Raw genomic sequence first — 24199 nt, forward strand, 5'->3', positions numbered from 1 at the left:
GGGGGGGGGGGTTCCTGGGGACAGGAACGAAAGTTTTATTGTGACTGCTAAAGAAGTAACAGAGAATAATGCGCCCGTGGGGGCGACGCTCATTGCTCGGGCCATGGACCGGCGCAAGGGCACGGCGGGTGCTGGGGTCGGCTCCGCTGCAAACACGGGTGCGGTGAGCCTCCCGGGCTCGCCCGAGTTCGCTGCAGAGTCCCGTGCGCTCGACACGCGATCGCTTGGCTACCGCTTCGTGAAGCGCACGTTCGACATCGCGTTCAGTGCGTGCGTCTGCGTCGTGGCTCTTATCCCTGGCACGGTTCTTTGCGCGTTCATTGCGGCCGACACCAAGGGTGCTCCCATCTATGCGCACGAGCGGGCTGGGCGCTTCGGTCGCCCCATCCGCGTGCTCAAGTTCCGCTCCATGGTCGCCGACGCCAACGACGTGGAGAAGTACCTCAGCCCCGAGCAGATCGAGGAGTGGCACCGCGAGCGGAAGGTCACAAACGATCCCCGCATCACCAAGCTAGGCCGCGTCCTGCGCAAGACTTCCCTGGACGAGCTGCCCCAGTTCTTCAACGTGCTCGCGGGCCAGCTCTCCGTCATCGGCCCTCGCGCCATCACCTACGAGGAGCTCGGGAACTTTACGCACGAGCAACAGGTGCAGGTGCTTGCCGTCCCGCAGGGCATTACCGGTGCCTGGCAGTCGGGCCCGCGCAACCTCGCGACCTTCGAGAACGGCCTGCGCCAGGAGTTCGAGCTTGCCTACGCGAAGGGTGCCAGCCTCAAGGCAGACTGGAAGGTCTTCTTCAAGACCTTTGGCGTCATGTTCGGCAAGAAGAAGACGGGGAGGTAGCGCATGAGTGCTGACAAACCCCTCGTCTCGATCGTGGTGCCGACCTACAAGCGCTCTGACAGGATTCGCGTGGCCCTGGACTCAATCGCCGCGCAGGACTACGGCGCGGAGAACATCGAACTGATTGTAGTGAGCGACAATCGGCCGGAGTGGCCGGAAAGCGCCGAGACCGACGCGGCGGTCGCCCCCTATGCCGCGAGCCTTCCGCACTTTAGGCTGCTGCACACCTCCGGCCAGACCGGCGGCGGGGCGGCGCGCAACTACGCCTGCCGCCAGGCGACGGGCGAGTACCTCACGTTCCTCGACGATGACGACGAGTTCCTGCCTGACAAGGTGTCCACCCAGGTCGCCTTCATGCAGGAAAACTCCCTCGACATGAGCTGGCAGGATGTCTCGTGGTATGACGAACGTGGCCGGCTTGTGGAGCACCGCAGGCTCGACCATTGCGAGGACTTCTCCACCGAGGGTCTGCTGCGCGCGCACCTCCTAACGCCGATAAGCCCAACGGCCATCTATATGCTCAGGCGCGACCTGTTCGACCGCACTGAGGGTTTCGGCGAGGTGGCGACCGGCCAAGACTGGTGGCTGATGCTGCGCTGCATAGAGGCTGGCGCCCACATGGGCTACATGCCCGAGGTGCACGTGAGGCAGTACCTCCATTCCGGCGAGAGGCTCTCGCTTGGCAAGAACAAGGTAAACGGCGAGGTCGCAAGGCACGAGGTGGTGCGCGGCTACTACCCGCGCCTCAGCAAGAAGGATGTGCGCTACATCGAATTTCGCCACAACGCCGTGCTCGCCTTCGCTATGAAGCGCAGCAACCAGCCAGGCCAGGCTGTGATTTACGCCTTAAAGGCCATTGCCTCATCGCCCGCCGCCTGCGTCTCTGAGGCGCTGAAGTTCTTCGGCAAGGCGAAATCCTAACTATTTCATATGTGTGCCTGCTCTTAACGAAAGGTTGAATGATATGTCCGAAAAAATGAAGATAGCAGTCGCCGGCACCGGCTATGTGGGGCTCTCGTTGGCCGTTCTGCTCTCGCAGCACAACGAGGTGCGCGCGCTCGACATCGTCTCCGAGAAGGTAGAGAAGATTAACGCTTTTCAGTCGCCCATCCAGGACGACGAGATTGAGCTCTTCCTGGCCGAGGCTAAGGCGGGCACGAGGAAGCTCGACCTGCATGCAACCGTGGACGTCGCCGAGGCCTATACAGGCGCGGATTTCGCCATCGTGGCCACGCCAACGAACTACGACTCGGACCGCAACTTTTTCGACACCTCGTCTGTTGAAGCCGCAATTTCGGCAATCCGCTCGGTGAACCCGACGGCCTGGATTGTCATCAAGTCGACCATCCCTGTGGGTTACACTTCGTCGCTTCGCGAGACGCTTGGCGACAGCCGCATCATCTTCAGCCCCGAGTTCCTTCGAGAGAGCAAGGCGCTCTACGATAATTTGCACCCTAGCCGCATCGTTGTGGGCGCGCCCAAGGACGACGAGGAAGCTGTGAAGGCCGCAAAGACGTTTGCTGGGCTGCTCGCCCAAGGCGTCGGCCCCGCCGAGCTTGAGCGCACCAACCCTGATGGCACGACGGGCATCCCGCAGCTCGTTCTTGGTACCACCGAGGCGGAGGCCGTGAAGCTGTTCGCCAACACCTACCTGGCACTTCGCGTGGCGTACTTCAATGAGCTGGACACTTACTGCGAGATGAGGGGACTCAACACCAAGGACGTCATCGATGGCGTGTGCCTAGAGCCCCGCATTGGCTCCCACTACAACAACCCCTCCTTCGGCTACGGCGGCTACTGCCTGCCCAAGGACACCAAGCAGTTGCTGGCCAACTATAAGGACGTGCCTCAGAACCTTATCGAGGCCATCGTCGATGCCAACCGCACTCGCAAGGACTACATTGCAGACGAGGTACTGCAACTGCTGTGGGACAAGGTATACGAAGGCAAGGAGAAGCCCGTGGCGGGCGTGTACCGCCTGACCATGAAGTCGAACTCCGACAATTTCCGCGCCAGTTCCATCCAGGGCGTTATGAAGCGCGTGAAGGCCAAGGGAGTGCCGGTCGTTGTCTACGAGCCAACGCTGGACGCGCCGGAATTCTTCGGTTCCGAGGTGACGCATGACCTTGAGAAGTTCAAGGCCGAGTGCGACGTGATCATTGCCAACCGGTGGAGCGACGATCTGGCCGATGTTGCCGGCAAGGTGTATACCCGCGACCTATTCAAGAGGGATTAGTATTTGTGGCGATTACTGCTGATAAAAAAAAGAGACGGCTGCTCCTTCTGACGAGGAGGTTCCCCTTTAACCGCGGCGAGGTCGCCGCTGAGTCCTATCTCGAGAACGAGATAGGCGTTCTTTCGACCTATTTCGACGAGGTGCTCGCCGTGGGGACCGAGGCGCAGCCGGGTGACGCGCCCACCTGCGCGCTGCCGGGCAATGTGACGCCCCTGGCCTTGGGTTGCGGTAATACCTCCAAGGACAAGGCTTTGCTTGCAGTCAAAGGGATCGCGTTTCCCCTTTTGGGCGGTGCGGACGTTCGTGAGGCCTATGCCACAGAATCCGTTCATGGAATCGGAAAGCGCGTGTTTCGGGGCTACTTTGCCGCGAGGGCGAAGGCAAAGGCGGACGTGCTTGCGGAGGAACTGGTCCGCTTTGGCTTTGAGCCCACGCACATATACAGCTTTTGGCTTTACGACACCGCTTTGGTCGCTGCTTGGCTGACCGGCACGTACCCATGTGCACGCGCCGTTGCGCGTGCACATGGGTACGATCTGTATGCAGATCGTACCGATGTGCATTATTTGCCCTTCCGGGGATACCTCCTATCCAAGCTTTCCGGAGTGCTTCCCTGCTCGAAAGACGGGGAGGAATACATAAACGCGAACTGGCCGGGCCATGAGGGCAAGGTGACGACCTCCTATCTCGGAACGCGGGAGATGCCAGACAAGTCCGGCGAGCCGTTGACCTGCCCGTTGCGGGTCGTCTCGTGCTCGCGTATTGTCGACGTTAAGCGCGTGCCTCTTCTTGCTAAGGCTGTCACCCTTCTTGATGCCGAAGGGCTTCGCGTCGAATGGACCCATTACGGCGACGGCCCACAGCTCGAGGAGGCGAGGGCCGCCTGCTCGTTGCTGACGCACTCCACCGCGAAGTTCGCGGGGGCTTTGCCGAACGACGCGCTTTTGGGGGAGTACGCAGCGAAGCATTTCGACGTCTTCGTGAACGTCTCGTCAAGCGAGGGCCTGCCGCTTTCGATCATGGAGGCCTGCGGATTCGGCATTCCCGTCATCGCCACGGACGTTGGCGGAACCCACGAGATAGTAAGCGATGGCGTCAACGGCTTTCTCCTACCTAGCGACTGTGGACCGGAAGATGTCGCCGCGGCCATAAAGCGATTCGTCTTTTTGGGCAAGGCCGAAGGGTCTTCTATGAGGCGCGCTGCAAGGGCCGTTTGGGAGAGGGACTTCCGTTTGGAGGCCAACGTGGAGGGGCTTGTGCGCTCGCTCGGAGTCGATTACAGAAACGAAGGTGAATGATGGGCCAGATTGCGCAGAAGATGACCATGCTCAAAAGGTGGAGCAAAATGCTCACTGGCAAGACGGCTGTGGCCGTAGAGCAGAGCATGGGCAGGGCCTATAATGTCGGACAGTTGTCCGGGTACTACAACGATTTGACCGGCAAGGTCACTGGCAGTACTCTGCTCGACGAGGGCGGTGTCCCTGTTAGCGTCATCGCCGGTGGGGCGCGGGTGCATTTCCCCATCGCCATTTTCCAATACGGTTTGGGCTGTTACGACTTGAGCATTCTCAGGTCGGATGAAGTTGAGCGCTTTCTCGACGCACTAAGGGTATGCTCGGATTGGGCGATCGGCGCCCAGCGGGATGACGGCTCTTGGGACGCATTTGGTCCGATAGGCAGCGCTAAGTACTCCGTCTCCTCGATGGCCCAAGGCGAGGGGTGCTCGATGCTGCTGAGGGCCCATGCGGCTTTCGGGGACGAGTGCTATAGAGTTGCGGCGCTGAAAGCTGCCGTGTTCATGCTTATCGACATGGACAATGGCGGCGTGTCGTCGCATGACGGGGGAGAACTGTTCCTGGAGGAGTACCCTCAACGCCCCAGGCGCAGTGTCATGAACGGTTGGGTGTTTAGCCTTTTCGGTCTCTATGACGCATCGTTGGTCGACGCGCGCTTCGCCGGGCCATTCAAGCACTCTGCGGAGACGTTGGCTTGCCATTTGGATGACTACGACGCCGGCTTCTGGTCTTATTACGACATGGAAAAGCGTATCGCCTCTCCCGCCTACCATCATCTACATATAGCGCAGCTCCGCGCAATGGCGGATCTTTCAGGCGACGCAAGGTTCGCGGTGAAGGCCGAGGTATACGAGCGCTATCAGGAATCTCCGGCCAACCGCAGGAAGGCGATTGCTAAAAAGGCGCTGCAGAAGCTGATCGAGAAATCCGATGCGGTGATCGTCCAATGAAGAAGGCCCTCTATATCGTGACCTCGATGGACACCGGCGGGGCCGAGACGGTATTCATGAAGTATTACCGGGCTTTGGACAAGTCGCGCTATCAGCTCGACTTCTGTGTGTCGTCCGACGTGCCGGGCTTTTACGACGCCGAAATCGAGTCGATGGGCGGCAGAATTGTGCACACAGTCAAGAAGACCGAGGCCGGGCCGGTCGCTTCGTTCAAGCGGCTCATGCAGATAGCCCGGGACGGCGGTTATTGCTGTGCTGTCAGGTCGTCTCAGCACAGTCTTTCCTGTCTTGATTTGCTCGCCATGAGATTCGGAGGCGTGTCCAGAACCATATTCAGGTCAAGCAACACGGGTACAGTTTCGAACAGCAAAAAGGAGACCCTGCTGCACAATCTTTTCAAGCCCCTTGTCAGGGTTGCGGCGACCGACTTCGCCGCCCCGTCTACCGAGGCGGGCGTCTACATGTTCGGCAAGGCGGGGGTATCGGGGCCGCGTTTCCATCTCATGAAGAACGCGCTCAACCTCGAGGACTACGCCTATGACGCTTCGACACGGGACGATGTTAAGCGCGAACTGGGCGTTCCTGCCGAGTCCTATGTCGTCGGGCACGTCGGGAGGTTCAGTGAGCAGAAGAACCACCTCTTCCTTGTCGATGTTTTTGCTGAAATCGCCCGGAGAAGGCCAGACGCCGTCCTCATTCTCGTCGGCAAAGGCGAGACACGCACGGCCGTTGAGAGGCGCGTTGCCGAGCTCGGATTGACCGATAGGGTGGTGTTTGCCGGGGTTAGGAGCGATGTCCGCCGTCTCTATTCGGCTATGGACGTCTTCATCTTCCCCTCTGTCTACGAAGGCCTGCCGAACGTCGTCGTCGAGGCGCAGGCAAACGGACTCCCTTGCGTGATTAGCGACTCCATCACGCGGGAGGTTGGCATTTGCGAGAACGTCGTTTACAAAAGTCTGGGCGACGCTCTGGACGAATGGGCCGACGCCGCGCTCTCCGCGGATCGCATAGGGTCAAGCGCCAGTGCGAGGGATTTGAAAGGCTCGGGCTATGAAATCAATTCGGAGCTTCCCGGTTTCGTGAGGCTGGTATTCGGATGAACTTTATCGAAACATCGCTTTTCTACTTTCTTGTCGTTTTGCTTTCAGCGGCGCTTGCGCGCATGTCGGAAAACGGCAAAAGTAAGGCTGGGCTGGTCGCTGCCGTGGTTCTTCTTACCGCCGTCGGGGGCTTGAGGTCGTATGCGGTTGGGCAGGATACCCTGGGTTATAAAGAGGGAATCGAGTACTTCTACGCGTATGGGACCACGATGTGGAACCATACGTTCAGCGTTCCGTACGGTGTCTTCACAAGTGCGGTGCTCCATATCTGTAACAATTACTCGTTCTTGCTCGTCGTCGAGTCGCTGATCACCAACGCCTTTTTTGCTTTCAGGCTTTGGGATTTTAGACGAACGGCATCGCTCTCGTTTGCGATGTTCGTCTATACGGCAACGGTGTTCCCGCTGTCTATGTGTCTGACGTGCCAGATGATTGCAGTCTCGCTGGTTTTCTACGCAACCAGGTTTTTAGAACAGAATAAGCCGTTGCTTTTTTGCGCTTGGTGGGCTGTTGGCGCTCTTTTGCACGCGTCCGCCCTGATAGGGGTCCTATTCCTCATCTACTACCTATTTTCCAACAAAAGCAAGAGCCGATCGCAGTTCGCCGCGAAGATGCTTGCATCGGTTGCCCTGCTGTTCCTGGCAGCTTATGCGGGCTCTAAGCTCGTCGACCGGTATGCGCGTTACTCCGTGAACGAATCGAGCATCGGGTTGATGGTTTTTGCGCAGGCGACCGTCCTCGCGATCGCATATTTCGTCAGCCGCGAAACTGCGAATGTTGCCCCGGTTGAGAGCGACGGAACGTCGCGGCTCAAAGCCAACCGGATGCCGCTCGTGTTTTACGCTTTAGGCATTTTGGCTTCGGCGTCCTCTTATGTGATTGCCAACGCCGGCCGCATAGCCTATTACTTCACCGTATTAGGCCCCGTGATTTTCGGAGGCTTCGTGAAGGACGCTCGGAAAATAAAAGCCCGTTTTTGTCTTGGCTGTTTTCTAGTTGTCTGGTTCCTTTTCTACGCCTTTTATGCCTATCTGCTTCATACCGGGCTTGGTATCGAGTCTTATTCGTTCGTCTGGATGGGGTAAATAGTGCCCGAAACCGTTTCGGGCATATACGAGCAAAGTCTACGTTGGTGGTTTGCATACGCCCAGGGCTTGTTCCATGTGTAGCGCAGAGAATTAAAAAGTAAAACGCTTTGTTTAAGCTCGGACTTAAGGAAATTGTATATATGGAAAGCAAAATTAAAAAATACCTAAGTGACCCGTGGATGGCCTACTGTGCCTTTACGTCGAAGGGTCTAACGAAATGGGTTTCCGACAGGACGCACCTTCGATTGATGCATCGCGCCAAGTTGGGCATGTGGCCTAGCATAGACTCGCCGGTGACCTTCACTGAGAAGATGCAGTGGCTGAAGCTTAACGATCACAACCCTGCGTACACGACCATGGTCGACAAGTACCGCGCTAAGGACCTCATTGCCTCGCGTGTGGGCTCCGAGCACGTGGTCAAGACGTTGGGCGCCTGGAATTCCGCTGATGACATCGATGTGAGTGGGCTACCGGAGAAGTTCGTACTCAAAACGAATCACGACTGCGGCGGCGTGCTCATCTGCACTGACAAGGGACACTTCGATCTCAACAGTGCCAAGGACTTTTTTCGGGGTCATTTGAAGCAGAATTATTTTTACGGGTGCAGGGAATGGCCTTACAAGAACGTGAAGCCCGTCGTGTTCGCCGAGGAGTTCTTGGAGAGCGAGGGCGATAATGCCCGTGATGAAGACGATAACTGGGAAGGCATCGACGAGTTCGACTTCTTCTGCTTTGACGGGGAACCCCGGCTGATTTCTTATTGCCACGGGGACAAGAACGATTCTGAGAAGAGGTACAACGATTTCTACGACACTGAGTGGAATCTGCTGCCTTTGGCGATGGGATACGCGAGTTCCGAAGAGACGATCCCTGCCCCGGAGCAGCTCAGCGAGATGCTCGAGCTATCAAGGAAACTGAGTGACGGTGTACCTTTCTTGAGGGTCGACCTCTTCATCTGCAAGGGGCGCGTTCTCGTCGGCGAGCTGACTTTCTACCCGTGGGGCGGGTTTACGCCTTTCAGCCCCGCTGAGGCGGAGAGGACGTTGGGGCAAATGGTTTCTTTGCCCCAACGTGAAAACGAGGAATGATGGCAAACGAAAGCTGCATTCAGTGCGTGCGCATGGATAATCAGCCAGTAAGCGCGCTCCGGCGTTTCTTCATGGAGGTTTAGTATGTCCGACACAAAAGACCTCCGGGCGAGGTCGGCAAGCGCGGCAAAGTGGTCTCTGGCAACCGAGATTATCGCCAAAATCATCTCGCCTATCTCGCAGCTCGTCTTAGCGAGGCTGCTGGCGCCAGAGGCGTTTGGCATGGTGGCGACCGTCACCATGGTAGTGAGCTTTGTCGACATGTTCGCGGACGCCGGGTTCCAGAAGTACCTGGTGCAACACAGCTTCCGAGACAAAAAAGACCTGCATGCCAACGCTAACGTGGCCTTTTGGACGAACTTCGGCATATCGGTGGTCCTGTGGTGTCTCATTGCCATATTCAACGATCCGGTGGCCACCTTCGTGGGCAATCCGTCGCTGGGCTTTCCCTTGGCCGTGGCCTGCCTCTCTCTCCCGTTGACGTCGTTTTCGAGCATTCAGATGGCGTTGTTCCACCGTAATCTCGATTTCAAGTCGCTTATGCCGGTGAGACTGACGTCGACCTTACTTAACTTCGGCTCGACGCTTGTACTGGCGTTTATGGGATTTGGTTACTGGTCACTTATCGTTGGCACTTTGGCGGCGAATATTGTAAATGCAGTGGGGCTGACTCTGCTGTCTGAGTGGAAGCCGCGTTTTTTCTACTCCTTCAACATGCTGAAGGCTATGTTCTCATTCAGCGGATGGACGCTTTTGGAGTCGTTCACCATATGGCTTTCCTCTTGGGCGGGCACCTTTATCGTGGGGCATTTCCTGGGTGCGGCTGAGTTGGGATATTACAAGACGCCAGTCACCTTTGTGAGCGGGTGCTTCGGGATTATCACGAACGCTACGACGCCCATCTTGTTCTCGTCACTTTCGCGCCTTCAGTTTGATCGGGAAGAATACGTTGCTTATCTGCGACGCTTCCAGTTCATGGTGGCATTGTTCCTGTTGCCGTTGTCTGCGGGTATCTTCGTATTCCGCGAGCCTTTGGTGGCCCTGTTGCTCGGCGATCAGTGGGGCGAGGCGACGCTCATGTTCGGGTTGTATGGGCTGGTGCAGGGGCCGATGGTGCTGCTCTCATACTACAGCAGCGAGATGTATCGCTCTCTTGGTAAACCGCGCGTGTCTACGCTTGTGCAGGTGATGTACCTCGTGTTGATGACGCCGCTTATGACCGTGGCGGCTATGCAAGGGTTCGATGCCGTCGTGTGGGCTGATGCGGGATTGAGAATCCTTTTGATTGCTATCAACCAAGTGGTCACATATTTCGTGGTTGGCCTTTCGTTTGGGCGCACTATGTTGTCGCTCAAGGAGCCCATTTTCTGCACATCGATGATGTGCGCATTTGCATGGGTGACGTATGGACTCGCATCTAGCAACTGGCTTGGCGTCGGGTTGGACATTGTAGGGTGCGTCGTTGTCTATTTCGCGATTTGCTTTGCTTTGCCCAAGAGTAGGAGGGTGCTGCTGAAGCTGGTCAAGGGCGGCGGCTTTAAAACGTTTTGAGGTCTGTAATTAACTTGTTGGGAGTTCCATCTCAGGACTTCCTTAAAACGAAAGAGTGGGGTATATATGCAGGATAGAAAAGTCCTCGTCACTGGCGCCGCCGGCTTCATCGGGGCGTTTCTGGTGAAGCGGCTGCTCGAAACCACCGACGACGCGATCATCGGTCTGGACAACGTGAACAGCTACTACGACCCTGGCATCAAGGAGGCTCGCCTGCGAATGCTGGCGGAGGTGGACAAGGCGGGGCGTTTCGCCTTCGTGCGCGGCGACCTGTGCGATGCCGCGTTGATAGAGCGCCTGTTCGCTGAGAACGGCTTCGACGTTGTGGTGAACTTGGCCGCCCAGGCCGGTGTGCGATACTCCATCGAGAACCCCAAGGCCTACATAGACAGCAACCTGGTAGGGTTCTTCAATATATTGGAGGCTTGCAGGCGCCACCCGGTGAAGCATCTTGTCTACGCGAGCTCTTCCTCCGTCTACGGCGGCAACGAGAAAGTGCCTTTCTCGGAGGACGACCGTGTAGACTCTCCGGTGAGCCTGTACGCCGCCACAAAGAAGTCCAACGAGCTAATGGCCGCGGCCTACTCCAAGCTTTACTCCATCCCAGCCACGGGCCTGCGCTTCTTTACGGTGTATGGGCCCATGGGAAGGCCCGACATGGCATACTTCGGCTTCACCGAGAAGTTGCGTCGTGGCGATACGATTAAGATTTTCAACATGGGCGATTGTAAGCGCGACTTTACGTACGTGGACGATATTGTGGAGGGCGTGCGCAGGGTCATGGACGGCGCTCCTGAGGTCAAGATCGGTGTTGATGGTTTGCCAATGGCCGCTCATCGCGTGTATAACATCGGCAATTCGAATCCCGAGAACTTGCTGATCTTCGTTGATACGCTGCAGCGTGTGCTGGTTGAGGAGGGCGTGCTCCCCGCCGATTACGATTTCGAGGCGCATAAGCAGCTCGTTCCTATGCAGCCTGGTGACGTGCCTGTAACCTATGCGGATACTGGCGCCTTGGAGCGCGATTTTGGTTACAAACCCGCAACGCCGCTCGAGGACGGTCTTCGTGAATTCGCGAAGTGGTATCGCGAGTTCTACGGGAATTAGCTGGGTGATAGCAATGTCGAATGTATACAGCAGTGACCGTATTCGCTTTGGGGGGGGGTCTATTCTCTCAAACCATGCTTTGAGGTTTGTTTGGCTACTTCGAAAGTGCCAGAATTCGCACAATCCTTTATGGCATCTTTTTCGAAAGAGGATGGCTTGCAAATATGGTCTCGAGATCGCGCCTGCCACCTCGATTGGCGAAGGCTTGTATCTGGGTCACGCTTTTGGCATTACGGTAAACCCGAATGCCGTTATCGGTCGCAACTGCAATATGCACAAAGGTGTGACAATTGGTCGGGAAAACCGCGGCAAACGAAAAGGTGCGCCTGTTCTTGGCGATTGCGTTTGGCTTGGTGTCAACTCAACTATTGTTGGTGGCGTTCGTTTAGGCAACGACGTTCTCGTTGCACCGAACACTTATGTTAACTGCGACGTACCAAGCCATTCGATTGTGATTGGGCACCCATGCAAAATCATTTCTCGAGATGGGGCAACAGACGAATATATAAACAACAGGGTCTGAATAATAAAATCGGTTTTACATGTCTTATCCAGGATAGAGGGGGGGGATCGTCTTCGCTAATTACAGCGAGTTAGCGACTCAGTGAGCTTTGGCGCGCTCTGATGCGAGCGGAAGGTGAAGCAAACTGGAACGGGTAGTAGATTCCCAGAAGCTATATGCAACGTGAGTGTCAAAGATAGCGCGTCTTAACGCATAACCCTGCATTCCTCCTTTCACCGACTGGCAAAACGATTTACACCTAATTGTCGACATTACCCACGCGATTTATCTTTGCCCCCGCATCGATCTCGCTAAACTAATAACTGCTGCTACCAGGGCATTTTCTGGTGCACATTCTATTGGCTCCTGCGAAGATCGGAGCGGGTATGTTTGCTGCCAAGTCCCACACCAGCCGTCATCACATCGCGATCGCTGCCATGGCCTGCCTATGCGTTTTGCTGGGCGGGCCTTCTTATGCCGCGGGCGCGGAGAGCCTCATCATCGCGGGCGCGACGTACTGCGAGCCGGGCGCGTCGGGCCCCGGCTGGGCCTGGACCGATGCCGACCACCTGGAGCTTGACGGCTACGCGGGTGGGGCCATCGGCGCCGACGGCGACCTGGTGCTGACGCTTGCCGGGCAAAACTCCGTGACGGAGTCGCATGCGCCCGATGCGGACATCACGCTGTGCGGCATGGAGGTGTGGGGCAACCTGACGCTTCGCGGTACCGGGACCCTGACGGCGACGGGCTCGCAGTGCGGGATCCACGTCTCGCAGGCGCTCGTGGTGGACGGCTGCGCCGTCGATGTCCGGGCGGACGGGGCCGATATTACGGACGAGGCGTTCGCCGGCGTGATCGCAGGCGACATGGCCGTGCGCGGCGGCGGGCGCATCGTTGCCGCGGGCGCCGGGTCCGGAGCGGGCGTGCGCGCCTACGGCGTGTATCTGCAGGATGCGGGCCTTGGCGCTGGCGCGGCCGGCTGTCGGCTTTCCGTCGATGCCTCGTGGCTCGATGCGACCGGTGCCGACGGCGGTGTTGCGTGCACGGGCGGGTCGCTTGTGTCTGCGCGGTTCGTGGCGCCTGCGGGAGGGGCCTTCGGTGCCGGCGGCGTGGCGAATGCTTCCGGCGACATGGCGCCGCATGTGGTGATCGAGCCCCAGGGCGCCACGGCGCCGCCGGGGGAGACCGACGGGCGCGAGGTGCCCGGCGGCGCGGGCGAGCCGGCCGGCGGTGCCGGTCCTGCCGTTGAGCGGCCCGGTGCCGGGTCCGCGACGGATCCCGTCCTAAAGCCCGCGGCTGCGACGCCCAAGACAATCACGACAACCAAAACGACCGTGACCAAGACCATGGCGTCCACGCCATCCAAGGCCAAGACTGCTGGCGTCTCCACCGTCACGCTCCCCAAGACCGCCGACGGCAACTGGATCGCCGCCTCCCTGGCGCTATTCCTGCTGGGAACAGCGCTTGTGTTTGTTAACGTCGTGATTGCGGTTCTAGGTAGGCCAAAGCGTAACGGCGATTGACCGAAGTGCCATACACTTTCTAGGTAGGGGCAATTGCAACGTGTATGACGCATAGCAGGGGCGCGCCGGCTATTCAAAGAAGCTCGGAAGCCTCTATGCGTCTGTGCAAAAGCGCGTGAACGAGCTCATCTCTTGAGCCCCCAAGAAATTCGCGAGCGCATCAACTCGGGCGTGGTCACTCTGCTGGCCGCGCCCCTCTGCATCGCGCTGCTGCTGGTTTTACCATTTCTGATTTGGGATAGGCACCTTCGCTAGCTCCATGCAAGTGAATTGTGGTCCCACGTGGATTCTTTGGGCCCGATCGCGAGCGCGGGCCCGAAGGCTGTAGTAGCTGGCCCATGCCTGGCGCGACGGATCGCAGACGCTTTCCTGGCTGCCGCCGTCCCATAGGTGGACACGTCCATGCGCGCCTTGGCCTGGGACGAGGCGCTGGTCTGGGTTACGTGGAAGGTCGTCGCGGTGCCCGCGGGGGCGTCGTTCCACGAGACGGTGAAGGTGACGCCGTTTTGGCTTGCGGTTGCGGAGTGGGCGTAGCCGGTTTGTGACGTGGTGGAGATTGCGGCGGGTGTGGGGTTGGTCTGGGTGCTGAGGGATGGGGCGGGGGTGCCGGTTGCGGCGGTGGTGCCGGTATTGGTGGCGTAAGCGCTTTCCGTGTTGGCTGCGCTGGTGCCGGTGGATGTTGCGGTGCTGTCCTCTACGGTATCTGCTGTCGTGCTTGTGTTGGTGCCGTCTTCGGCCTTGCCTGCGTCGCTGCTCGTTGCGTCGGCTTGCGCCTGCTGCCCGGCGGTTTCTTGAGGCTGCATAGCTTCTGCGATGGCTGCCATAGGCAACGTCGCGCCGACCATGGACGTGCACGCGATCGCGCAGAGCAGGTAGTAAAGGGATCGTTTCATAGCGGAGCCTCTCGGTGAGCAGCCAATAGGGTCCGAAGGCAGCTCCAGGCCAGCACTCCGCACATATTTTGTTGGGGATTATTTTACGGGAACCCCAGTCAACATCAGCGAACTTTCTGGGGAATGTTGGGGAGGGGAGAGGGCTGTGGATCCGCTTTAGTCCTCGGCGGGGCTGTTGCTCGTGTTGGGTTGGCTATACGCGATGCGGTAGCTTCAACATGATGTCGTCTTGCGATTCTTCGAGACTCGACACCGAGACCTTCCAGGAAAAGTCCGTGAGGTTGCTGCCTAGGTTGATTGCGGCTGACGACCGGGCAATAAGCGAGTGTCTCAACATGTTGGTCAAGCAAAATCTTTTGTTAATTTAGAACTGACATTCGATATGAATTCGTTTTGTCAGGCGATAAAGTGCGGAGCCCCATTTGTATTTATGCAGGTCAAAAGGTCTGGCTCTAGGGGGATTTGGTGGCCCGCAAGTTGCCGATTATTTTTACTGAAAAAATTGCTGCATCTACCTGTTAAAACACAACATCTTGTGATCTCGATCAAAAAACAATACAGGATATGGAATGAGTGAAGGGCTAAAATTGAAACAACGTGAAACGTCGTTTCCCCATTACAACTTAATTGTACGGAAGGAGCCGGATGGTATAGCTGTCAAAAATGAGGCCATGTAGATGGTCGGTTTAGTTTCTTTAGGGGCGTGTGCGCCTGTCGGTCAATGGCAGTATGCGCCCCCTTTTGCCCAAATCATTTACAAATAGCTTTTCTTCAGCAACCTGACACTTGCGTGGCAGGACGGTTAAGTTTGCCAAAAATTGCGAAGGATGGCTTTGATTCTTGGAGGTGCGTAATTATTGGTCAGTAACTGTTTTGATGATTTGCTCGGGAAGATCTCTGCTTACGATTTCTTTAACGTGCTCATACCGGGTGCGCTCGTAACATACTCCATAAGCGAGATGCCGTTGGGTTGTTATGTTGACAGCTCCGATTGGCTGGCGTTGTTTGTGATGAGTTATGTTCTCGGCCTCATTGCTTCGCGAATTGGTTCTCTCTGTATTGAGCCGTTGGTTCGCAACCTGAAACCTATCAGAAAACGGGACTATTCTGCCTTTGCGTATGCTCAGAAAAACGACCCAAAGGTCGAGCAACTCTTAATGATTTCAAACATGTATCGCAGCCTGGCGGGGGCCGGTGTCCTGCTCGTCATTATTCTGCTTGCATCATTGTTGCCGGAATCTCATCGGCTTCCAGCGGCGCTGTGCTCTTTTATCGCCTTATTTATTGCCTCCTGGATCAAACAGGAGCGGTATGTAGAAAAGCGAATCAACTTCAATCTTGAGGAACGTGATAAGCATGAGCGAGATTAAGTCCCTGTCCGTTGGCAACGGCGACATGTTTTATGTCAACCACAATTCTGATAACTTCAGCATGATCGATTGCAATATTACCGATGAGCGTAAGTCGGAAATCCTTGATGAGGTCAAAAAGCTCGCAGGGAAAAAGGGCGTCGTTCGTTTTATCAGTACGCACCCGGACCAAGATCATATTCAGGGTATTGAGTATCTTGATGAGCTTAAGCTCATTCCGAATTTTTATTGCGTCGACAATAATGTCTCCAAGTCCACGGAGACCGAGAGTTTTAAAAAGTACAAAGAGCTGAAGGGCTCGCCGTGCGCTTACAAAATATACAAGGGGTGTAAGCGCAAATGGATGAACGTTTCTGATGGTGAGCGCGGTTCTGCTGGGATTAGCGTCCTCTGGCCCGATGTGAATAATGAGACCTTCCGGGATGCTTTGCGGGATGCCGAAAGCTCTGATAAACCCAATAATATTAGTCCTGCGATTGTCTACTCTCTTGAGGAAGGAGTCCGTGCGCTTTGGCTTGGTGACATGGAGAATGACTACATGGTGGCGATTGAAGACGACATCGCACTTTCGCCTGTGGACATTCTTTTTGCACCGCATCATGGACGGAAGTCTGGTCGCGTCCCTAAGACATGGCTGGATAAGTTGGAGCCTCGGTTGATTGTTGTAGGAGAAGCCCCGTCAGACGAGCTTGATTATTACTCGAATTACAACACTCTGACACAGAACAGCGCTGGCGACATTTTGTTCTGTTGCGAGGCCGGTAAGACTCACGTTTACGTTGGATCTCCTTCTTATAGCGTCAATTTCTTGGGTGAAGACCCTAATGCTCCGCGAGTGAAGGGTGCGCTGCGTTATTTGGGCTCTTTTGATTGTGGTGATCGTTAGTCCTGCTGTCGTTTCGTTCATTCGTGGCCTGCCCACGCTTTTACCGGACAGGCCTAGATGTGTCCTTTCATCTCATTGAGATGGTGCAGGATATTGTCCTGTGATACAAAAGCTCTACGGGAGCTTTAAGGGTGACGCTTTCGACAAGAGAGTGTTGCCCTTTTTTCATGAGTGTAATGATGTGTATTTAGGCGTTTTGTTAACAAGGTTACGCGGGATGCCCTGGAATGCCTCGGCGGTCGAGCTTAGATTTGAGGCACCGTAAAAGACGTTGCCGTGCGGGGAATGTCAGGTGCTGTCAACGATGTCGCTCTCTCGCGCCGTGAGCATGCGGAAAAACAGCAAGAGCCAGCTGGCGTAGATGCCCGTCCCGTACGCTAAAGACTCTTCCAATGAATTGCCCTGCTCGCCGGGTAGATCATGGTAGTAGCTGGCTGCGTTTATATAGAGGCGTCCGTTTACCAGGTTTCCGATGTACGCCTCTTTGGGTGCGAACTTCAGTGCCCCAAAGCTCTTTCGCCAGGGTGTGAAGGGCGACCAGAAAGCCAGGTGGATCAACGGTCCTGCTGTGTGCGCTTCGTTTTATGTCCGCACCAGTGCTTACACTTTTGAAAACGGCACGAGGGCGTCTGTCACATATCTCATGCTGTAGACGCATCGGCAAGTTCAGAGTTAAAGGCGAGGTAAGTATGAAAGGCAGAAATCAGCACGTTACGATGCGCTCGGATGGCAATTGGCAGATTAAGGGCGAGGGGGCATGTCGCGCTTCCTTCGTTACGACGACCCAGAGCGAGGCAATAAAGCTCGGTCGGCGCATTTGCTCCAATCAAGAGTCGGAGTTGATCGTCCATCGTCGCGATGGCAGAATCCGCGCAAGGGATTCCCATGGCCACGACCCCTTCCCACCGAGGGGATAAGGGGTCGGCTCCATGCCGACAACGGCCCGTAATATCGCGTCCGTTGTCGCTAAATGACTTCTTCATTGTGGCGAAATAGGAGCTTGGGGCTATTTTACCTGAATTGGTTGTTTGGTCTCTTCAAAGGGTTGATTTGGGGGATTCGTGGTATTGGATTGACGGACCCCGAGTTCTCCCTTAAAGTAATCGTTGTGATGAGGCCTTGCGACGGTACGTCCGGCTTGGTCCGTGGGAACCGCCGAAAGGCGGTTTTCGCGTTTAAGGGGTCCAAATGGATAAACCATTTAAATCTATTGATGAGCAGATTGCTATTCTTGAAGGCCGTGGACTCGAATGCGATAACAATACTCGTTTAGTTTTGGAGCGCGAGGGATACTATCCGGTTATTAACGGCTACAAGGATTTATTTCTCGACCAGCGCGGAGATTCTTGCCACGAGCTATTCGTAAAAGGTACGAAGTTTTCTGATATCTATCGTTTATTCGAATTCGATCGAACGTTGCGCCTGCTGATGTTTGAGTATTTTAACAAGGCGGAAGCAGTTCTTAAAACCGTCTGCTCTTATCGATTTGCCATGGCTCATAAAGATAGCCCAGAAGCATACCTTGATAGAGATTCCTATCGTGCTGATGCCGGCTATCGAAAAAAGATCGACACGCTTATCGGTGATTTCGAGAAGGTGCTATGTAGGTCTAAAAAATGGAACAGTGATTATAAAAGGGACTACATTCGTCATTATGAAAATAATCACGACAATACGCCGGTATGGATTCTTATGAATTACCTAATGCTTGGCCAAGCATTCAAGTTTTTCGAGTTTCAACCAGAAAGCATGAGAAATTCCATTGCCAAGTCGTTTTCTGACCTTTATTTCGAGACACATGAAGTCCATAAGCGCATCAGCCCACGAAGGCTAAGACTTGCGTACGATCATATTAAAGATTTTCGAAATATCTGTGCGCATGACGAGCGTCTATTCTGCGCCAGGGTATCTCCGTCTCACGATGTCAATCTAGTAGGGGTTTTAAGCGATCTTGAGCTAGTGCTGACTGAGGATGACTATAAGATTTTACGCCGAAATATACTGCTTGATGCACTTAAGTTGAGCGACGAGCTCAGCAACGATGCCAGCGCAAAAGTGCTTTTCGCTATGGGCGTTAACGATTTGCCGAGCGTGTTTCCTAAGGAAATATTGGGGTCGTAATCGACGCGAGCGATGAATTTACCCTACAAGTTGGATGCGCATGAGATCGCGCAGAGCAGGTAGTAAAGGGGTCGTTTCATAGCGGAGCCTCTCGGTGAGCAGCCAATAGGGTCCAAAGGCAGCTCCAGGCCAGCACTCCGCACATATTTTGTTGAGGTTTATTTTACGGGAACACCAGTCAACATCAGCGAGCTTTCTGGGGAATGTTGGGGAGGGGACGGATGGTGGGCCCGCTTTGGTCCCCGGCGGCGCTCTGACCCGTGCTGGGTTGACTATACGCGATGCGGCAGCTTCAACATGAGGCCGTCTTGCGCCTCTTCGAGACTTGTTACCGAGACCTTCCAGGAAAAGCCAGTGAGGCTGCTGCTCAGGTCAAGCTCTGCATGGGCGTATTCTTCGATTTTGTAGTCTTGGTTTTTCGCCGGGTTTCTTAATTGAAGGCATTTGATCCGGGGAGCGTAAAACAACAGTTTCAAATATTGTCGCTTCCTGTTCAATTTTGTCTATCTACAATTAATCGCAAGCGTATGACTTGAGGAGATTGTTTACAGGTGGAATCGGTCACTATTCTTTGGATTGTCTTTTATGTCTTTACCGGTTTGGTGAGCGTTCAGCTTGTCCGCTTTGCTGGGCCCTTGGCGATTGGAGGGCAATACACCGTCGAAGAACTGTACCCCTCCGATGAGTCGGGCAGGTTGAACGTTGCCTACCGAATTCTCGCTCCAACAATTTGTTGCCAGCTCCCCGTGTTTATTGTGGCTGCGATTTGCGATGCGTTTTCAGTTCCAGGTCCTTCGCTGCGATACATGCCCACCCTTTTCTATTGGTTGTTTCTTGGGGTAATCAAGCATGCAAGGGGTAAATTGCGGTACCGGACCCTTCCTTTCTCATTCGAGGCGTTCATGTCTCTTTTGCTGTCCGTCGCATTCGATCACTTTGTTATCGATGGCTATCTCGGAGGACAGGGGCTAGATGTGCTTGATACTTCGAGTATTGCCTTTGAGTTTGAGCTGGCATTATTTGGTGTTGTGACCTTTTGGATTTCCACCTTTTTTAAGCGTTATCAAATTAAGCGTAGCCGTGTGCGCTCATATGTCATTCCGTCATATGTTGTTCCGTCGTACTCCGTATTTAATTACTCTTCAATTGATACGGGCGAAGCCAGGCTATTCGCATACGAGCGTGAATATGGTGATCTTTTACCTCAGCGTTTTTCGAATGATCTCCTGTTGAGAAGTGTTTTCTTCGCAATTATGGCTATAGAGGATGGGAATCGTCCTGAGTTCATCCGAACGATCGAGCGTATGGCCGCTCATTTCCATTTGGCAAATACTACGGGGATAATGCAGCAGAAGAGCGAGACTCCTCTGTCTGATAGGGATAGCGTTAAACTCGCAATTCCCTATATTGAGAGCATGTGGGACCAGTTCCTTGTTGAATTCGGTCGTTCTGCTGAGGGATCCGGGGGAGACGGTCTGCGAATTTTCATGGGCTATTACACCTACGACTACTTGATGTTGTCGCGGACTATCCGCAATCACTTTGCGCCATTTTATGGGGACTATTGTGGAACGAGATTACTTAATGCTAATCACGTATTTTGCGATGTTCTGGAATTTGAGGAAAGGCAACGTTACGGATTGCTTCCAAAGACGGTTTCTGCGACTGGATCGATATGCGCCACTGAGCTTGGATGGCTTTCTGGGGAGTACTGTTATTGGGCCGATTACAATACGGTTGTATCCTGCCTGAATGAAAATGATGGCAATGGCGTTAAACTGGTCAGCAAAAATGATGTGAATAAAACCCAGATAACCGAGACGACCTTAAGGCTTAAGGAGCAAGGTGTTTCCGTTCTTGAGGCCAAGTATGTGCCCGGCGCTTCGGCGACCATCGTGTGCATCGGCGATTCCTCGAAGATTTCGAGTACTGTCGGTAGTGACTGGATGGTTGTTAGCTAGGTGAATCATCTTTGCCTTTCCGCATATTGATTGCGCATTCTCGTGCACGGACGCGAAAATGCTTCGCATTAGTTTCAACGCGAAGAGTATTTGCTACATGATTAACTTTTTTGGATGCGCAATTACTGCGCATCTAGGTTAACATCCAGTTAGTGATGCAGTTGTCGTGGGCTCTACGTGAGGCGATGACAAAGGAGGGTCGTTGTTTGGTTGTTATCGGCAACGGCCCTTTGATTTTAGGAGTTACTTTGGCGATGGAATTATAGACTTTCGCTCAACTTATCGAACTCCTAGAGAGTCATGGCGTTCTAACTGATGCCGCTGCGCTAGATTGCCTGAGGCGCGAAATGAATATTTGCTCGTCGGAACACTGCTGAATATTGGGTCACCTGTGCGGTTCGAATTTTCAATTGTCGAGCAGCTTTGTCTCCGATGAAGTCTTGCAATTCTAGTAAAATCCAAACATATGTTCTATACTTATGGAAGTAGCTTGTTTGGAGGCGCTAGATGGAAGTCGGAAGAGATGACATTGTAGAAAGCGTTGTACGTTTGATAAATGGGGTGGGGCGTAGCCCATATTTATTCGTCGGCTCGGGCTTTTCCCGTAGATACATGGGTACCGACGATTGGGTTGGTTTGTTAAGGCACCTCTGTTCCCGTCTTTCCGATGATCCCTTTCGGCTTGACTCGTACCTGGCACGTTGTCCAGATGAGTCTGACAATAGCGCATTGCCCTCTGCCGCGACGATGCTTGATAAGGATATGCGCATAGCTGTTCTTGAGGACCCTCGCTTCGCTTCTTTTAGAAACGATCATGTGGAGGACATTCGTCAGCGTAAATCTATTTTAAAGATCATGGCGGCCGAGAGGTTATCCTCGTTCAAACCTGAATATATGACGCATGAGCTTGATATCTTGAGAGAGGTTGGCAGGCGGCGTATCTCTGGAGTTATAACAACCAACTATGACTGTCTCCTGGAGTCGCTATTTCCCGAGTTTAAAGTTTTTGTTGGCCAAGACGATCTCGTCTTTCACAGAACTTTTGAAATGGGTGAAATCTATAAGATCCACGGTTCTATGGATAATCCTGAATCTATGGTTCTTGAGGAGGCAGATTACGTAAAACTCGCCGAAACACAGGATTACTTGGCTGCCAAGTTGTTAACTATTTTTATGGAATACCCAATTATTTTTATCGGTTATTCCCTTAACGACCCCGATATCCAAGCTATCCTCATGTCGATTTCGCGCTGCCTCGGTTCTAACAATCTTGCGTTGCTTAGAAAGCGCTTTATCTTCCTTACTAGGGGAGAAAACGCAACCTCAACTCATTCGTTTACCTTTCCAGGTATTGGCGAGATAAGCATGACCGAGATTAGGACGAACGATTTTGGTGCAGTGTATGAAGCAATTGGACAATCCAAATGCTCCTTCTCGCCCAGGATCATTCGTGAGCTTCGCAGGAGCATCTACGCCTTGGCTGATGAGGGCGATCCGAATGACTCTCTGGTAGTTGAAGCGAGTTTTAGCGACCTCGAGAGACTTCCGGAGGGACAGCATCTTGTGCTGGGTATCGGTGTTGCGAATGCTTCTTTAGGGCACGGGCATATGGTCAAAGCCGAACTTCTATATCGTGATGTTGTGTTTGATGACGAACATGTTGCTCCTAAGCTTGCCGTCGAGGAATACCTTCCTTCGCTGCTTGCTTCTAACTCGGGTGGTTTGCCCATGTATAAGTATTTAAGCGCGTATTCAGGGGAAGTTCTTAATCCAAGGATGCTAAAGGAAATAGATGAGAAGAAGGATTTAGATGCTTTTCTAAACAACAGCCTACGAAAGGCAAAAGGTAGCTATCATCATTCGGGAATTAGACACTCGGTTCAGTCTGTTATAGCTAACGAAGGCTTTGAGGAAGCATTTAAAAAGCTTGTGCTACTTGAAGAAGATGAGATCGATCTAAATAAGTTGCTTGAATATCTGAGGGCGCTCATCACGGACGATCGCAAGATAATCCACGGTAATAGCGAGCTGAAACGGCTTATTAGAATGTATGATTTCCTTAAGTACAAGAAGGCCTTCGACATATCGGCTACTAGTGAGTAATCCCACCTAGCGTCTATGAAGAAGGCCATCTTTGTAAACTATGGCATCTGAGCGTATAGTGCGAACACCACGTGCAAATGCATACTTAATATAACGCTTTCTGCTTGAAATCACAATGGTGTCTGTTTCGACCCGCCAATCAAGGGAAGATAGTGTAGAGTATCTTCCTGCAATACAAAAGCTCTTTGGGAGCTTTAAGGGTGACGCTTTCAAATTGAGAGTGTTGCCCTTTTTTCATGTATGCAATGTGTGACGTACTAGCCAAGCACCATCCCGGCAATGGAATGATCGAGCATGGGCGGCTTCTACTGGTTGACGTGATCGTGGTCAAACAAGTGATATCGATTAGAATTAAATCAATTGCGCTGGAAGCCTTCGGGCGACACCTGAAGAGGGTTGATGCGTCGGTCCTCTTTTTTTGTTTGGATGTAAGATTCGGCCAGGCAAAACAAGGATCTCATTTGGGGAGAACAAATATCCGGCGGTTTTCCGCTTCGGGACGCGCGGTTTAAGGGTGCTTTTCGGAAGTGCGGGGAAAAATCGGAAACCTCCGAGCATAAACCGAATTTCGGCAACAAAACCGCAGGTCGCGGAAGGCTAAAACAGGGGTCTGGTCTGTCGATCTCGGTTTTTCACCGCACTTCCGGAAACGCCCGACGGAAGCATGCGGCAAATTTTGGAACCCTCGAGCACATCGTCCTTTTCATGAAAAGAACCCGCAGGTAGAAGCGTTGCCACTATCCAGTGTGGTTGACGTGTCTAGAATATGCCGCACACTTCCGGATTTTGCATAAGCTCGACTGGTTTGTTTATCGATTGGGGCAGAGGAATCTTGTCTGGACCTCGTTATATGTATTTAAATGGATGAACTTAACCTATAAGTTAAGTTCATCTAGAAATGGGAGGTGCCCTTTGGCAGAAGGATATGATCTTGTCGAATATAGAGACCTCAAGGGTCGACCGTTTTGGGAATTGACGGCTTCTCCCGACAACTCTCAATTCCAGAAAATGTTGTCAGACCCTAAGCGGAAATTAACCGCTCGAACAATGATCGGCCAGAATAGCACGTCAACTTCTGGAATCTGAGCCTTGACTTTTATACTTGGCTTTCGAAACGGAGAACACAATGAATAAAGTAGATTTATCTGATTTTTACGCCGAGACAGAAACTAGTGAAGCACGCGCTTATGAACATGCACTAGATATTGAGTTTATTGTTCATCGCGAAATGAAACGTTTGGGATTGAGTAAAAGTGAGCTGGCAAATCGTATGGGCATAAGCCTTCAGTCGCTTTCTAAGCTCTTGAATTCTCAACCTAATATGACTCTAAAGACGATTGCAAAGTTCGAACTTGCTTTGGGCATTAAGATCGTTCCGCAGGTTATCGTCAGCTATTCCAAAGAACTGCCGTTTCTTTCATCCAACTATTCCGTGCGAGAGCAATGTACATCGCCTGGCATTCTCCCCGCAGAGCTGTCAGCAGATTGCGATGTGCCTTTTCAGAGCGAATAGCAGCCTCTCAATGAGCCTGGGTCGGACGAGTTGCCACTCCCACATTCCCTAAAAAAGTTCTTAAAACAGCC

21 protein-coding genes are annotated in these 24199 nt (G+C 53.7%); 19 read left to right on the forward strand and 2 right to left on the reverse strand.

Annotated elements, in window-relative coordinates; all coding sequences use genetic code 11:
* Positions 1-40: 40 nt before the first annotated feature.
* From DWZ01_RS00620 to DWZ01_RS00675, 12 genes are all read left to right on the forward strand, one after another.
* Positions 41-841 carry a sugar transferase gene (locus DWZ01_RS00620; RefSeq protein ID WP_199410718.1) on the forward strand — a complete coding sequence of 267 codons (801 nt, stop codon included), beginning with the start codon at positions 41-43 and terminating at the stop codon, positions 839-841.
* Between the two features lie 3 nt (positions 842-844).
* Positions 845-1762 (forward strand): glycosyltransferase family 2 protein, encoded by a 918-nt coding sequence (locus DWZ01_RS00625; protein ID WP_117564578.1) that lies wholly within the window; start codon positions 845-847, stop codon positions 1760-1762.
* A 43-nt stretch (positions 1763-1805) separates the two neighbouring features.
* Positions 1806-3077 carry a nucleotide sugar dehydrogenase gene (locus DWZ01_RS00630; RefSeq protein WP_271807643.1) on the forward strand — a complete coding sequence of 424 codons (1272 nt, stop codon included), beginning with the start codon at positions 1806-1808 and terminating at the stop codon, positions 3075-3077.
* Between the two features lie 5 nt (positions 3078-3082).
* A complete protein-coding gene (locus DWZ01_RS00635) occupies positions 3083-4375 on the forward strand; it encodes a glycosyltransferase (RefSeq protein WP_117638202.1) in 1293 nt (430 codons plus the stop codon).
* Positions 4372-5322 (forward strand): D-glucuronyl C5-epimerase family protein, encoded by a 951-nt coding sequence (locus DWZ01_RS00640; protein WP_117847615.1) that lies wholly within the window; start codon positions 4372-4374, stop codon positions 5320-5322. Before DWZ01_RS00635 ends, DWZ01_RS00640 begins: the two co-directional genes overlap by 4 nt.
* Complete coding sequence (locus DWZ01_RS00645) at positions 5319-6422, forward strand: glycosyltransferase family 1 protein (RefSeq protein WP_117564575.1); 1104 nt, start codon at positions 5319-5321, stop codon at positions 6420-6422. The genes DWZ01_RS00640 and DWZ01_RS00645 overlap by 4 nt, the downstream gene beginning before the upstream one ends.
* Positions 6419-7507: an EpsG family protein gene (locus DWZ01_RS00650; protein WP_117638204.1), complete on the forward strand. Its 1089-nt coding sequence runs from the start codon at positions 6419-6421 to the stop codon at positions 7505-7507. Before DWZ01_RS00645 ends, DWZ01_RS00650 begins: the two co-directional genes overlap by 4 nt.
* 110 nt (positions 7508-7617) lie before the next feature.
* Positions 7618-8598: an ATP-grasp fold amidoligase family protein gene (locus DWZ01_RS00655; protein WP_117855789.1), complete on the forward strand. Its 981-nt coding sequence runs from the start codon at positions 7618-7620 to the stop codon at positions 8596-8598.
* An 84-nt stretch (positions 8599-8682) separates the two neighbouring features.
* A complete protein-coding gene (locus DWZ01_RS00660) occupies positions 8683-10149 on the forward strand; it encodes a lipopolysaccharide biosynthesis protein (RefSeq protein ID WP_117847617.1) in 1467 nt (488 codons plus the stop codon).
* Between the two features lie 66 nt (positions 10150-10215).
* On the forward strand, positions 10216-11256 hold the full coding sequence (locus DWZ01_RS00665; RefSeq protein WP_117638206.1) for an NAD-dependent epimerase/dehydratase family protein: 1041 nt from the start codon (positions 10216-10218) through the stop codon (positions 11254-11256).
* A 151-nt stretch (positions 11257-11407) separates the two neighbouring features.
* Complete coding sequence (locus DWZ01_RS00670; RefSeq protein ID WP_117564570.1) at positions 11408-11779, forward strand: serine O-acetyltransferase; 372 nt, start codon at positions 11408-11410, stop codon at positions 11777-11779.
* 365 nt (positions 11780-12144) lie between these two features.
* Positions 12145-13281: a hypothetical protein gene (locus tag DWZ01_RS00675; RefSeq protein WP_117847618.1), complete on the forward strand. Its 1137-nt coding sequence runs from the start codon at positions 12145-12147 to the stop codon at positions 13279-13281.
* Positions 13282-13532: 251 nt separating this feature from the next.
* Here the strand turns inward: DWZ01_RS00675 and DWZ01_RS00680 are convergent, their stop codons facing one another.
* Entirely contained in the window at positions 13533-14174 is a 642-nt protein-coding gene (locus tag DWZ01_RS00680; protein ID WP_117638230.1) for a hypothetical protein, read from the reverse strand.
* Positions 14175-15031: 857 nt separating this feature from the next.
* Between DWZ01_RS00680 and DWZ01_RS00685 the strand changes: the two genes are divergently transcribed.
* From DWZ01_RS00685 to DWZ01_RS00705, 4 genes are all read left to right on the forward strand, one after another.
* The gene (locus DWZ01_RS00685) at positions 15032-15544 is read left to right on the forward strand and encodes a hypothetical protein (RefSeq protein ID WP_117638229.1); all 513 of its coding nucleotides are present in this window, start codon (positions 15032-15034) and stop codon (positions 15542-15544) included.
* Positions 15531-16430, forward strand: a complete 900-nt coding sequence (locus tag DWZ01_RS00690) for a hypothetical protein (RefSeq protein ID WP_117638228.1) — start codon at positions 15531-15533, stop codon at positions 16428-16430. The genes DWZ01_RS00685 and DWZ01_RS00690 overlap by 14 nt, the downstream gene beginning before the upstream one ends.
* A gap of 716 nt (positions 16431-17146) precedes the next feature.
* A complete protein-coding gene (locus DWZ01_RS11025) occupies positions 17147-17347 on the forward strand; it encodes a DUF2188 domain-containing protein (protein WP_233503229.1) in 201 nt (66 codons plus the stop codon).
* Between the two features lie 271 nt (positions 17348-17618).
* Complete coding sequence (locus DWZ01_RS00705; RefSeq protein WP_117638225.1) at positions 17619-18551, forward strand: Abi family protein; 933 nt, start codon at positions 17619-17621, stop codon at positions 18549-18551.
* Positions 18552-18823: 272 nt separating this feature from the next.
* Here the strand turns inward: DWZ01_RS00705 and DWZ01_RS10755 are convergent, their stop codons facing one another.
* A complete protein-coding gene (locus tag DWZ01_RS10755) occupies positions 18824-19027 on the reverse strand; it encodes a hypothetical protein (protein WP_117638224.1) in 204 nt (67 codons plus the stop codon).
* A 75-nt stretch (positions 19028-19102) separates the two neighbouring features.
* On the opposite strand from DWZ01_RS10755, the gene DWZ01_RS00715 reads away from it, so the two are divergent.
* From DWZ01_RS00715 to DWZ01_RS00725, 3 genes are all read left to right on the forward strand, one after another.
* The gene (locus tag DWZ01_RS00715; protein ID WP_117638223.1) at positions 19103-20512 is read left to right on the forward strand and encodes a hypothetical protein; all 1410 of its coding nucleotides are present in this window, start codon (positions 19103-19105) and stop codon (positions 20510-20512) included.
* A 507-nt stretch (positions 20513-21019) separates the two neighbouring features.
* A complete protein-coding gene (locus tag DWZ01_RS00720; RefSeq protein WP_117847621.1) occupies positions 21020-22615 on the forward strand; it encodes an SIR2 family protein in 1596 nt (531 codons plus the stop codon).
* A 1126-nt stretch (positions 22616-23741) separates the two neighbouring features.
* Positions 23742-24128, forward strand: coding sequence for a helix-turn-helix transcriptional regulator (locus DWZ01_RS00725; RefSeq protein ID WP_117847623.1), 387 nt, complete (start codon positions 23742-23744; stop codon positions 24126-24128).
* Positions 24129-24199: the final 71 nt, after the last annotated feature.

Origin of the sequence: Collinsella sp. AF28-5AC (genome assembly GCF_003457875.1) — a bacterium.
Taxonomy (GTDB): domain Bacteria; phylum Actinomycetota; class Coriobacteriia; order Coriobacteriales; family Coriobacteriaceae; genus Collinsella.